Origin of the sequence: Dactylosporangium fulvum (assembly GCF_025137375.1) — a bacterium.
GTDB classification, from domain to species: domain Bacteria; phylum Actinomycetota; class Actinomycetes; order Mycobacteriales; family Micromonosporaceae; genus Dactylosporangium; species Dactylosporangium fulvum.
Genome location: NZ_CP073720.1, coordinates 676,758 through 690,129, shown reverse-complemented (window position 1 = coordinate 690,129; position 13,372 = coordinate 676,758). Strand labels below are relative to the sequence as shown.

Below are 13,372 nucleotides of genomic sequence, written 5' to 3'. Positions count from 1 at the left end.
CCATGAAGGATCAGCCACGCGTCGTCACGACCTCCGGAAAACCGCAGGTCATCGAGGTCTCCACGCAGGCCGTACACCACTGTCGACACGCCGATGTCGGCGACTTGTCACCACATCGTGATCAAGACTGGTAATTCGGATGTCCCTCGGCGGGAGGATCGCTAACGTGCCCGCCATGTGCCTTCGCGTCGTGTTGTCGCCACCCGTTCGCTAGCGGGCAGGCGACACCCACTGCCGCACCCCGGCTGACCCGCCGGGGCGGTGACGGCTGCCCGCGTTGCTCGCGTCCTTCAACACGACCGAACACTCGGGAGATCCGTTCACATGGCACAGTCTCGTGCCCTGCCCGTCGGGCGGGGCCTGTTCTTCATCGCGTTCGCGGCCGCCTCATGGGGCGTCGGCGGGTTCGTCGCCGCGATCCTCTACCGGCACAGCGACCTGGGCCCGATCGCGGTGACCTTCTGGCGGTACCTCGGCGGCCTCGCCCTGCTGTCCGCCCTCCGTCCCCTGCTCAAGCCCAAGGGCGAGCGCGGCTGGCAGGCCGGCCGCTGGTGGATGGTCGTCAACGGGCTCGGCATGGCCCTGTACCAGACCACCTATTACGTCGCGATCGACCTCGCCGGGGTCGCCGTCGCCACCGTCGTGACCCTCGGCTCAGGGCCGATCCTGATCGCGATCGGCGCCCGGCTGCTCCTCGGCGAGCGGCTCGGCCGGGCCGGTCTCGCCACGGTCGGTGTCTCACTCGTCGGCCTGGTGCTGCTCGTGACCCAGGGCGGCAGCACGGGCCGGCATCCGCTGCTCGGGATCGCGGTAGCGCTGCTGTCGGCGGCCGGGTACGCCGCCGTCACGCTGCTCAACCGGGCGACGAAGGACGACGCGTTCGACTCCGCGCTGGGCGGGTTCGCGGTCGGCATCGTCGCGCTCCTGCCGCTCGCGCTGCTGGAGGGGCTCCTCCCGGCCCGGGAAGGGCTCGCCGGGACGGTCGGCCTGCTCGCGTTCCTGGGTGCCGTGCCGACCGCACTGGCGTATGCGATGTTCTTCACCGGCCTGACCGTCGTGAGGGCGACCACCGCGTCGGTGGTCGCCCTCGTCGAGCCGCTCGCCGCGGTCGCCCTCGGCGTGCTGGTGCTGCACGAGCCGCTCACCCCGCTCTCCGCGACCGGGGCGCTGCTCCTGCTCTCGGCGGTGGCCGCACTGGCCACCGCCGAGAGGGGCCACGACGGCCCGGACGGTCAGGACGACCGGCGCAGCCGGACCACCGTGGTCACCGCGAACGCGGCGGCCGCGGCGGCCGCGACCAGCCCCCAGATCCACAGGTTCGAGGATTCGGGGCGGGAGGGCGGCGCGGCGGCGGTGACCGCTGGTGACGGCGGCGCCTGTGCGGCGCGCGCCTCCACCACGGACTCGGCCCGGGCCGCGCTGGGCGACGGCGCCGTGACCACCACCGTCCACCTACCGGGCGTGAGCACCGGCCCGGAGGAGTAGAAGCCGCGCCCCTCCCCCGCCGGGTTGAGCTGGATCGGGCCGACGGACCGGCCGCCCTCCGCCGTGGCGGTGAGGACGAGCCGGACGTCGGTCTCGACCGGGCGGCCGTCCGCGCGCTGGGCGTGGACGGTCACCCCGGTGGCGCCGTCCCCGGCGACCTCGATCTTGAGGTCGCCGGGAACGTCGGCGTGTGCCGTGCCCGGGGCGAACCCGAGCACGAGCAACACGACCAGGAGGAGCACCTTTCTCACAGCTTGCCGTTCTTCTTCAACCGGTTCGGGTCCTCGTCGAGCCGGCCGGTGCCCTTCAGGGAATTGCCCGAGTTCGCCTTGACGCCGGCGTTGTTGGGCGGCGTGCCACCCAGCCGGACGGTCATCGCGTCCGCGTCGCGGATCAGCGTGTCGCGCACCTCGGCCTCGGGGACCAGCTTCGCCGTGAGCAGGTCACGGAACTTCGCCAGTTCCTTCAGCGCCTTCTTGTCGTCACCGGCGGCCTCGGCCTTGCGGGCCTTGGACAGCGTGTCGGACAGATCCTTGTACGCCTTGCTCGTCAGCCGGCTGGTCGCCTTGAACCGGTCCAGCAGGTTCTGCATGTCCCGGAACGACGTGGTGACGAAGAACGTCACCGTGCTCGTCGTGGTGTTGCCGGCGTTGTCGGTGCCGACCACGGTCAACTGGTGCATGCCGAGGTTCAGCTCGTACATCGCCTGGAGCGTGCCGGTCTGGTACGGCGCGCCGTCGAGCGAGCCGACGACCGACTTGATCCCGGAGGTCGGGTCGATCGCCTGCCAGGTGACCCGCACGTCCTGGCTGTCGCCGTAGAGCTGGCCGTCGGCCAGGCCCGCGACGATGACCGTCGGTGCGGTGCCGTCGATCTTCAGGATCGCCGACTTGAGCGTCTCCACGTTGCCGGCCGCGTCGGTCGACTTGTAGAGCAGCTCGTGCTGGCCGTTGCCGGTCACGTTCACCGGCGCGGTGTACGGCGTCCACGGGCCGCCGTCGAGCGACCACTCGACCTTGGACACCCCGGACCCGGCGTCGGTGGCGGTGAGCGTCACCGGCGTCGCGCCGTTGTGCCAGCCGGCGTCCGAGGCCGGGGCGAAGGCGGCGGTGGTGACCGGCGCGGTGGCGTCGATCTTCACCTCCCGCGTGCCCGGCGTGGACACGTTGCCGGCCTTGTCGCTCGCGCGGTACCGCACCTGGTGGGTGCCGTCACCGCTGACCGCGATCGGTGCCGTGTAGGCGGTCCAGGTGCTGTCGGCGTCGAGCTGGTACTCGACCTTGTCCACGCCCGAACCGCCGGCGTTGTCGGTGGCCGTGAGCGTGACCTCGACCGGGCCGGTGTAGTAGCCACCGGTCGGCGTGCCGCTGACCGAGGCCGTCACCGTCGGCGCTTCCTTGTCCACCGCAGCGGTGGACAGCCGGAAGTAGTCGAACGACGCCGGCTTCGACGCGGTCTGCCCGGCCCCCAGGGTGTAGAGGCCGATCTTGGTGTTGGTACCGACCGCCGCGTTGGTCAGCGTGGTGATGGTCGTCCAGTTGGTGCCGTCGGCGGAGTAGCTGCCGGTGTAGGCGTTGCCGGCCTTGGTGATGCGGAAGTACCACACCCCGGAGGTCAGGTTGCCCACGTTCGGCTGCGGGTCCTGGACGGCGCCGCCGATCTCGCTACGGAACTCGATCCGCCGGACCAGGGCCTGGCCCGGCTGGTTGTCGGCGATGTAGTCGATCTTGACGTAGTTGTCGTCGTCGACGTAGACGATCAGGCCGCCCTGCTGGTACTGCTCGTTCAACAGCGAGCCGTCGACCTTGGTCTCGATCGTCCAGTCACCCTGCGGGGCCTTCTGCAGGATGAAGTTCTTCGGCCCGGTGTTGCCGGTGCCGTAGATGTCACCGCTGGGCACGTCGATCTGCAGCGCGCCGTTGGTGATCCGGTAACCGCTCGAGTCCTCGCGGACGATGGCGTTCCACCGGCAGTGGTCCAGCGTGGGACCGGTGAACTCGTCGCTGGGCTCGATGCCCGAAGGCGCCTCGTCCGGCGAGAACTGGAACCAGTCGAACGCCGCGTTGACGACCGGTGCGGTGGTGTTGCCGTTCAGCGCGAACATGCCGACCCGCGGGTTGGCGATGCCGGCCAGCGCCGCCGCCCGCCCGACCGGGACGAACGTGGTGCCGTCGGCCGAGTAGGCCGCCGTCAGGTTCGTACCGTCGGAGATGAGCCGCACGTAGAACGTGTCACCCGCCTGGGCCGCGATCGAGTCGGCGGCCTCGTTGCGCGGGGTGCCGGCCGTCTCACGGATGAACTCCACCCGGCGCGAGCCGGAGTACAGCAGGTCGACCTTGGCGTAGTTGTCGTCGTCGCCGTAGAGGATCAGGCCTGCCTGCTGGTAGTTCGCCGTGACCGGCAGGGTCACCTTCGCGGTGGCCTGCCACGCGCCGGCCGGTGCGGGCTGCACGACGAGGTTCGTCGCGCCGTTCGTGCCGCCGTAGAGGTCACCGGCCGCGGTCGGCAGCAGCAGCGAACCGCCGCTGACGGAGAACGTCTGGTTCTCCCGGACGACCGTCCACTTCGTACGGTCCAGTTCGGAACCGAGGAAGTCGTCCGACCGCGCGCCGAAGCACGAGGTGTTGGGCGCCTCGACCTTGATGTTGACGGTCGCGTAGCCCTTGGCGCCGCGGGCGTCCGTGACGGTCAGCGTCGCGGTGAAGCTGCCCGGCGCCGTGTACGTGTGGGTGGCGTTGGCGGTCGTCGCCGTGCCGCCGTCACCGAAGTCCCACGCGTAGGTCAGCGGGTTGTCGCCCTCGGCGTCCGTCGCCGAGCCGGTGAACGAGACCGCGAACGGTGCCGTGCCCGACGTCGACGTGGCGGTGGCGGTTACCACCGGCGGCGCGTTGTCGGTCACGCCGCGGCCGATGAAGTCGACCCAGTTGATGTTGTAGCCCGCACCCGATCCGGTGGCGATGAAGAACAGAGGACCGGATGTCGTACTGGCCGAGATCGGCACGTCCAGGTTGACGTAGGTCTGCCAGCCGCCCGTGCCGGGCACCGCGACCGAGCCGACGATCGGCCCGTCGAGTGCGCCCGTGCGGATCTGGATGGTGCCGCCGCTGGCGTTGTTGCTCGCGGCCCGGATCCGCAGGCCGGTGATGCCCGTCAGGTTGGTCGGGTCGAAGGAGAACCAGTCACCCTCCTCGACAAAACCGATGTTCTGGAAGCCGCCCAGCGGGTCGCCGGTGGTCTCCCGCTGCACACCCGGGGTACCGCCCGAGTTCACACCGGGCACCCGGCCGGTCGCCGTGAAGTACTCGGCCTGCTTGCGCTTGGGCTGCAGCTGGATCAGCGACCGCCCGGTGAGCGGCGCGGCACCGCCGGCGCCACCCTTGTCCACATAGGACGCCTCGATCACGGCGAAGACGTTGGCCTCCGCGCCGTGGCCGCTGGCGAGTGACGTCTGGACCGTGCCGGAGCAGCCGGTCAGCTGGTTGAGCGGGTGGGCGTGCTCGTCATGGCCGAGGAGGTACTGCACCTGGACCTTCGAGCAGTCGATCTGGCCGTCCTCCGGGTCGGTGACCGTGACCGTGAAGTTGATCTGGTCGCCCCACTCGTAGAACCCGCCGTTCGGCGGCACCGTGATGGTCACGGTCGGCGCCGTGTTGCCGACGGTCACCAGCACGTTGGCGGTGGCGCTGCGGCCTTCCGGGTCCGTGACGGTGAGCTGCGCGGTGAAGTTGCCGTTGCTGGTGTAGGTGTGCGTCGGGTTCGCCTCGGTGGAGGTACCGCCGTCGCCGAACGTCCACGCGTAGGTGATCGCCTGCCCGTCGGGGTCACGCGAGCCCTGGCTGGAGAAGTTCACCGTGAGCGGGGCCGTGCCGCTGATCGGGTTGGCCGCCGCCTGGGCGATCGGTGCCCGGTTGCCGGCGACGTAGTCGATCCGGTAGATCCCGGAGTCGTCGTTGTTGCCGCCGAAGCCGGTGCCCCACTCGATGAGGTAGAACGCGCCGTCCGAGCCGAACTCCATGTCCATCGGGCGCTTGAAGCTCATGCCGGACAGCAGCTGGTTGATGTCCACAAGGGACTTGCCGTCGGCGCTGACCTGCATCGTGTAGAGCTTGTTCTGGTTCCACTCGCCGAAGACGGCCTTGCCGTCGTAGTAGGCCGGCCACTTGACGTCCGACGTGGAGTTCTCGTCGTAGCGGTAGACCGGGCCACCCATCGGCGCGCCGCCGCCCCCGATCTCGGGGAAGCGCGAGTTGCCGGCGTAGTTGTAGTCGACCGTCGCCGCGATGGCCGGCGGCAGATTGGTCAGGCCGGTGTTGTTGGGCGAGTTGTTGACCGGCGCGGCGCAGTCGAAGGCCGGGCCGGACGGGCCGGACGGGAACGTGAAGTCCCGGTAGGGCACGTTGTTGCCGGTGCAGTACGGCCAGCCGTAGTTGCCCGGCTGCGAGACGATGTTCCACTCGACCGTGTTGCCCGGGCCGCGGTTCGGGTCGGCCTGGCTCGCGTCGGGGCCGTAGTCGCCGACGTAGAGCGTGTTGGTCAGCGGGTCGACGCCGATGCGGAACGGGTTGCGGAAGCCCATCGCGAAGATCTCGGGGCGGGTCTTCGCCGTGCCCGGCGGGAAGAGGTTGCCCCCCGGGATCGTGTACGTCCCGTCGGCCTGCGGCTTGATCCGGATGACCTTGCCGCGCAGGTCGTTGGTGTTGGCCGACGTGCGCTGGGCGTCGAAGTCCTGGCGGCCGGCCCGCTCGTCGATCGGCGAGTAGCCGCTCGACTCGAACGGGTTGGTGTTGTCACCGGTGGCCAGGTACAGGTTGCCGTTGCTGTCGAACGTCATCGTCCCGCCGGCGTGGCAGCAGGTGTTGCGCTGCGTGTCGACCTGCAGGACCTGCTTCTCGCTGGCCAGATCCAGCGTGTCGCCGACGGCGGTGAAGCGGCTGAGCACGTTGCGGGGGGCGCCGCCGTTGGGTGCGTAGTACAGGTACACCCAGTGGTTCTGCGCGAAGCCGGGGTCCAGCGTGATACCCAGCAGGCCGTCCTCGTTGCCGGTGAACACCGGGATCGTGGCGGCCGTGACGGTCGTGTGGGTGTCCGGCTTGATGATCTGGACGCGACCGTCGCGCTCGATGTAGAAGACCCGCCCGTCGGGGGCGATGGCCAGCTCCATCGGGTTGTTGGTGTTGCTGTCCAGCGTCACCTTCTCGAAGCTGTTCGTCAGCGTGGCGGCGCAGTCGCTCTTGACGACGCCGGCCGCGGACTGGATGCCGCCGAGGAGGTGCTTGAGGAACAGCGGGTCGGAGTACGACTCCTGGGTGTGACCGGCCCCGGTGTACCAGGAGCGGCCGCCGTCGTAGTCCTGGCACCAGGAGAACGGGTGGTCCGCACCCATCGCCCCGGCACCGGGCGTGTAGCTGGTCTCGTCGACGCTCGTCAGGACGTGGACCTTGCCGCGCGGGTTGGAGCGGAAGTTGTACCACTCGTCGTACCGGCCCCACTGCAGGGGAAGGTCCTTGGTGGACGGGTGCGCCGGGTCCTCGACCTTGATGGTGGCGTTCTGATTCGACGGGTGGCTGTTGAAGTACGCCCCGACGAGTTCGCCGTACCAGGCCCAGTCGTACTCGGTGTCGGAGGCGGCGTGCACGCCGGCGTAACCGCCGCCGGCCTTGATGTACCGCTCGAAAGCCGCCTGCTGTTCGGCGTTGAGCACGTCGCCGGTCGTGGAGAGCCAGACGACGACCTCATACTTGGCGAGGTTCGCGTCGGTGAAGAACGCGGAGTCCTCGGTGGTGTCGACGGTGAAGTTGTTCACCGCGCCGAGTTGCTGGATCGCGGTGATACCGGCCGGGATCGAGTCGTGGCGGAAGCCGGCGGTCTTGGAGAAGACGAGGACGTCGAACGGGTCGGCGGCAACCTGGACCTGAGGGACGGTAGGTGCTGCCGGTGCTTGGGCGGGGGCTGCATGGGCTGTTGACGGCAGCGCTACGGCAACTCCGGAGGAGAGCAGTAGGGCTGCACCACTGAGCAGCGCGCGAGACGCGCGCTTTCGAACGTTGAACACGGAGCTCCTTGTGCGGGGTGCAGACACGAGGTGGCTTCGCGCAACGGTCGCCGATACCGCTGAGCTGGTGGTGGAACTGGCCCGGTGGACTCCCGCCGAGGAGAACACCGACCCGGGGTCAGTAGGGTTAATTACGTTGCCGAACAAACTAGCGCTTAAGCTGCGCCAAAGGGAAGGGTCCAGCCCTCCCGAGGCCTGAACGCGCACTAAGTCGCGTTTCCACCCTTCGCCCGAACCGTGGCTTTGACAGTGAGACCCTCGACGCGGAGCCGGCGAGACAGTGGTACCTATTGTGGCATTCCGCTCAGGAATAACTATTCAGGAATAACTATTCCTGAGGACACCGCACCGGCGTCAGAACGTCTGGACGGTCCAGCGTTGGTTGGCGGCGTTGGAGCAGTCCCAGATGACCAGCGGGGTGCCGGCGCCCGTGCCGCCGTTGACGGCGTCCAGACAGCGGCCCGAGCTCGGGTTCTGCCAGGTGCCGTCGCCGCGGACGGTCCACTTCTGGGCCGGGGTGCCGTTGCAGCTGTACAGCTGGACCGGGGTGCCGTTGCCGGTGCCCGCGTTCATCACGTCCAGGCAGCTGCCGTCGGCGCGCACCGTGCCGTCGCCCTGGATGGTCCAGCGCTGGTTGCTGCGGCGATCGCAGGTGTCCAGCACGACCCGGTTGCGATCGCTCGCGCGGTACTCCATGCATTTGTTCGACGCGACGCCGACGACCCGGCCGCTCGACAGCTGCGCCGGTGGCGGTGCGGTCGTCGTCCGCGCGGGTGACGGTGAGGCCGGATGGGACGCCGAGGCCGTGGCCGTCTGGGACGCCGTCGTGCGCGAGCGGCTCGCGGACGGGCTGGCCGAATGGCTCGACGCGGCCGAGGTCGACGGGGACGGCGACTCGGTGACCGGCACCCCGGGCAGGCCGTTGACGCTGGGGACCTTCTGCGGCATGCGGTCACCCGACGGGGTCTCCGGGCTGTCGCCGCGGACGAGCTGGGCCACCACGGCGCCGGTGATCAGCAGGATGACCACCGCGACCGCGACGGCGCCGACCGGGTAGCGGCGCCAGGCGGCGAGCTTCCGCCGGTTGCCGTGGTAGTCGGGGCCGTCCTCGTCGTGCGGCTCGTCGGTGACGATCGCGAAGGCGGGCGGGACGTAGTCGGCCACCGTCGGCGAGTCGTCCGGCGCCACCGTGATCGCGGGCACCGGCGCCGCCCCGACGGCCGGCGCGGCCGGCTCCTCAGTCGGGGCGTCCTCAGCGGAGGTGGCCGGCTCTGCAGAAGAGGATGCATCGGAAGAGGCGGCAGCGTCGGAGTCGGACGGCGCGGGAGGCGTCGGCGGATCCGCCGGCTCCTCCTCGACAGCCGGCGCGCCCGGAAGGCTGACGATGAACTCCAGCCCCTGCGTCGGCGCGGCGTCGAACTCCCCCACCGTCGGCTCCATGTCGAGGTTGACGGCCGCGCTCGCCCGGGCCTGCCCGGCCGGCGTGCCCACCGTCGCAGGATCCGGGTCGCCCTCGGGATCGGCCGGCACCGCGGCGTCCTCCTCCATGGCCGGCACCGTGGCGGTCGCTATCGCGGTCGGCCCGTTGCGCCGGCGCTGGTGCGGCACGGCCGGGAACGTCGGCTTCGCCGGGCTGAAGGGCTCCGGCAGGGCCGGCATGTTCACCGGACCGGAAGCGGCCGGCGGCACACGGTGACGGACACGGCGCGCGGAAGGCTCTCGCTTGTCCGGATTGCCCGCGTCGTTGCCGTCTCCAGCGACGGTCATGCCGCCTTGCTCCTTCCGATGCCCAGTTCCGCCCGGTGCACCGTAGCTTGCATGAGCAACGAAGCTCTACCGGCCATCCGTCCGATGCCCGTCACAATCGGCCGACGCAAAAGGCCGGGCGAGCCACGAACACGCCCACACCGGCCATCGTGGGCATCCGATTGCCATCGGCCGGTAAGTTTTCCCGCATGGTGCCAGAGAACTGGGCAACGATCGCGGCGCAGCACACGGTGTGGAGGCGCGTCGAGGAAGCGGACGCGCACCGTGACCGGGCGGTGGCGCTCGCCGGACGGCTCGCCACGACAAAACACGCTTCAAGTGCGCAACTGGGCGACGACCCATGGCAGGACGCCGGTTTCGCCGCGCGGATGTCGCACCAGGTCGAGCACCTGATCGACGCATTGCCGGACGACGTGCGGTTTTCGGGTGCGGAGGCACAACTGCTGGTGACCGTGCCGCTGCTGCATGACGCCCTCTGGGCCGGCATCGCGGCCGCCGAGCGCGGTGTCCAGCCGGGTGATCTCGAGCCGTCACAGGACGCAACGAGCGACCGCGCGGCCTTCGAGCGGTTCGCGCAGACCTACGCCCAGCCGTATCGCCGGGCGCTCTCCGCGACACGGGCCGGCAAGCGGGCGACGGCCGCCGAACTGGGCTGGTGGCTGCTGCACCGGTGGATCGGCCGGCGCCCGGCGGCCTACCAGGCGGCGACCATCGAGGCGCTGACCGGCCGCGACAACGAGGCACGCACGGCCGAGTTCATCCGCGCGATCCGCGCCGATCCGGCCTTCCTCAACCGCCACGACCGGCCCGAGGCCCTGGTGAGCGAGCACGACGGCGTCCGGGAGCGCCTGGTGGCGTTCCTGCTGACCATCGCCCGTGGGCTCGCCGTCGAGGCGACGGTGCTTCCCGAGGTCGTCGGCGAGCACCTCGGCATCGGCGATCCGGTCACCGCGCGTCAGGTGCTGGACACGGTGCACGGCAGCCGCTGGGAGCCGCGCGGCGCGACGCTGGTCCTCGGCGCCGCCTGCCCGCATCCGTCCATCGAGGTGGCTCTGCGCACGCACATCGACACGCTCAACCAGCTCCTCGCCGAGGCACAGCGCGCCGCGGCCCGCGACGAGTCGCTGCTGCCGCTGCGCCACCTGCCCAACCGCGCGGCGACCGACGACGTCGGCCCAGCCGAGGTCGACGGAGTCCCGGCGTACCAGTCCGCCGGGGTGCGCTTCCGGCTCGCCGAGGACCGGGTCCGAGAGCTGCTCATGGGCGAGCAGCTCTACGGCGACCCGGCGCTCGCGATCCGCGAGCTGTACCAGAACGCGCTGGACGCCTGTCGCTACCGGGAGGCGCGGACCGAGTACCTCACCCGCGCCCACGACCGGACGCTCCCCTGGGACGGCAGGATCCGGTTCGAGCAGGGTGTGGACGCCGACGGCCGGCCGTATCTCGACTGCGTCGACAACGGCATCGGCATGGGCGTGCGCGAGCTCAGCGAGGTTTTCTCCCAGGCCGGCGTGCGCCTCGCCGACCTGCCGGAGTTCCTGGAGGAGCAGGCCGAGTGGGCCCGGCTCGACCCGCCGGTCCAGCTGTTCCCGAACAGCCGCTTCGGCATCGGCGTGCTGAGCTACTTCATGCTGGCCGACGAGCTGACCGTGGAGACGTGCCGGATGGGCCGCGACGGCCAGGCCGGCGACCGGCTGCGGGTGTCGATCGCCGGCCCGGGCAGCCTGTTCCGCATCCAGGATCTCGGCCCCGGCACCGAGTCGGGCACGACGGTCCGCCTGCACCTGCGGGAGGGCGTGACTGTCTCCTCGGTCGAGGAGCTGCGCAAGCTGCTGTGGGTGGCGGAGTTCGCGACCGAGGCCACCGACGGCGTGCAGAGCCAGCACTGGGCGCCCGGCGAGCTGTCGGAGGCGGCGAGCGCGGTCGACGACGAGGACGAGGACGAGGAGGGCGTCGGCGCCGGGGTCGTGGTGGCCGAGGGCGCGCGGGTCTGGTGGTGCAAGGGCAACGGCGCGCTGCTCGCCGACGGGCTCTACGCCGGCAAGGAGATCTTCGGCGCCGTGGTCAACCTCAACCGTGACCTCGCCCCACGACTCTCCGTCGACCGGACGAAGATCCTCGCGTTCCGCGAGGACGACGTCGACCGCCTGCTGTGGGAGGCCGTCCCGGCGTTGACGGCGCCGGGGACGACGCTGCTCGGGTACGACTGGCTGTGCCGGCTCGCCCCGGCGCGGCCGCTGGTCGCCGACCTGATCTTCGAGCAGGCGATCGAGCGCGGCCACGGCCGGTGGGAGATGGACGGCGAGACCGTCGACGCGTCCGTGACCGGCTGTTTCGTGGCCAACGACGGCCCGGTCGGCGGCCCCGACGAGCTTGTCGAGTGGCGGCTGACGGCGCTGGCGGCCGGCGGCCGGTACCGCAAGGTGCTCAAGCCCGGCGCCGACTGGAAGCGGGCGCTGCGGGCCCGCCCGTCCGACGCGCTGCTGCTCAGCGTGGACGTCGACGGGACCGGTCCCTGGCTGGATCCCGTCGACATCGTGCCGCTGGTGCATCTGGTACGCGCCGCGCGCAAGACCGGCCGCAGCGCGTCCGAGGTCGCCGCCCGGCTCGACGCGCTCGGGTTCGAGCCGTCGGTGGGCGCGGAGTCCGTCGGCGTCGACCCCGACGACCTGATCTTCACCAGCCGCGACGTCGACGGGACGCGCCCGTGGCTGCAGCCGGATCAGCCCGTACACCTCGTGCATCTGCTGCGGGCGGCGCACCGGTCGGGCCGGCCGGTCGACCGGGTCGTGACGCGGCTGCGGCAGCTCGGGTTCGACGTGGACGTCGACATCGAGGTGCTGCCGATCGAGCAGTTCGGGCCGAAGGACCTCACCATCGCCAGCCGCGACCTCGACGGCTCGCACCCGTGGCTCGACCCGCGGGAGCCGGTGACGCGGCTGCACCTCATCCGCGCGGCGCACAAGGTGAACCTGCCGGCGCAGGAGACCGCGGCGCGGCTGGCCCTGCTCGGATACGCGCTGGAGGCCGGCTGGGAGTCGCTGGTCACCGAGCCGGACGACCTTGTGCTCATCTCGCGGGACCTCGACAGCGCCTCGCCCTGGCTCGACCCGTCCGAGGAGGTCGCGCCGGTGCACGTGCTGCGCGCGGCCGAGCGGGCCGCACGCCCGGTGCAGGACGTGGCGGCGCGGTTGCGCTCGTTCGGGTTCACGCTCGGCGGTGACCTCGACGCGATCGAGGTCGTGAAGCTGGAGCCGGAGGACCTCCAGATGGCCAGCCGCGACCTCGACGGCTCGCAGCCGTGGCTCGACTCGTCCCGGCCGGTGCCGCTGATCCACCTGCTGCGCGCGGCCGAGTCGACCGGCCGGGAGGTCGGCGACGTGGCGGCGCGGCTGGCGGCCTGCGGCTACCGCGTGGACGTCGATCCCGACGCCATCCTCATCGACCACCTGGAGCCGGACGACCTCACCATCACCAGCGAGGACCTCGACGGCTCCGACCCGTGGCTCGACCCGATGAAGCCGGTGCCGACGATCCGCATCCTGCGCTCGGCGCAGCGGACCCGGCGCAGCGTGCACGACATCGCGGCCCGGCTGACGTTCCTCGGCTACGCGGTAAGCCTGCACGGCGCCGGCCCGTCGCTGGACCAGGTGGAGCCGGACGACCTGTTGATCACCAGCCGCGACCTCGACGGCTCGCAGCCCTGGCTGGACCTCGACGAGCAGGTGCCGCTGCCGCACCTGCTCCAGGCCGCGCGGCGGGTCCGCCGCCCGGTGCACGAGATCGCGGCCCGGCTGGAGACGCTGGGATACCACGTGGACGTCGACCTGAGCAGCATCGCGGTCGACTCGGTGAAGCCCAACGACCTCCTGCTGGCGAGCACCGACCTGGACGGTTCGCGCCCCTGGCTGGACGCGGCGCAGCCGGTGCCGCTCAACCATCTGCTGGCCGCGGCTCAGAAGACCCGCAAGCCGATCGAGGACGTCAGCGCCCGCCTGCGCGCGTTGGGCTACTCGGTGCCGGACGTCGACTCCCGCCTCCCCCGCCTCCGCCCCGGCGGCGTGTAGA

At 70.9% G+C, this 13,372-nt stretch carries 4 protein-coding genes; 2 read left to right on the top strand and 2 right to left on the bottom strand.

The features are described 5' to 3' along the window. The first annotated feature begins 324 nt into the window (after positions 1-324). Positions 325-1,485 carry a DMT family transporter gene (locus Dfulv_RS03175; protein ID WP_259861104.1) on the top strand — a complete coding sequence of 387 codons (1,161 nt, stop codon included), beginning with the start codon at positions 325-327 and terminating at the stop codon, positions 1,483-1,485. Positions 1,486-1,732: 247 nt separating this feature from the next. Here the strand turns inward: Dfulv_RS03175 and Dfulv_RS03170 are convergent, their stop codons facing one another. Both Dfulv_RS03170 and Dfulv_RS03165 read right to left on the bottom strand, forming a co-directional pair. Beyond that, the gene (locus Dfulv_RS03170; protein WP_259861103.1) at positions 1,733-7,537 is read right to left on the bottom strand and encodes a ThuA domain-containing protein; all 5,805 of its coding nucleotides are present in this window, start codon (positions 7,535-7,537) and stop codon (positions 1,733-1,735) included. Positions 7,538-7,891: 354 nt separating this feature from the next. Further along, positions 7,892-9,304, bottom strand: a complete 1,413-nt coding sequence (locus Dfulv_RS03165) for a ricin-type beta-trefoil lectin domain protein (protein WP_259861102.1) — start codon at positions 9,302-9,304, stop codon at positions 7,892-7,894. Between the two features lie 188 nt (positions 9,305-9,492). On the opposite strand from Dfulv_RS03165, the gene Dfulv_RS03160 reads away from it, so the two are divergent. Then, positions 9,493-13,371: a wHTH domain-containing protein gene (locus Dfulv_RS03160; protein WP_259861101.1), complete on the top strand. Its 3,879-nt coding sequence runs from the start codon at positions 9,493-9,495 to the stop codon at positions 13,369-13,371. Position 13,372: the final 1 nt, after the last annotated feature.

What these genes read in the sequence shown, in the direction of transcription:
- Dfulv_RS03175 (WP_259861104.1), top strand. Translation starts at nt 325, where the DNA reads ATGGCACAGTCTCGTGCCCTGCCCGTCGGGCGGGGCCTGTTCTTCATC.
- Dfulv_RS03165 (WP_259861102.1), bottom strand. Translation starts at nt 9,304, where the DNA reads ATGACCGTCGCTGGAGACGGCAACGACGCGGGCAATCCGGACAAGCGA.
- Dfulv_RS03160 (WP_259861101.1), top strand. Translation starts at nt 9,493, where the DNA reads ATGGTGCCAGAGAACTGGGCAACGATCGCGGCGCAGCACACGGTGTGG.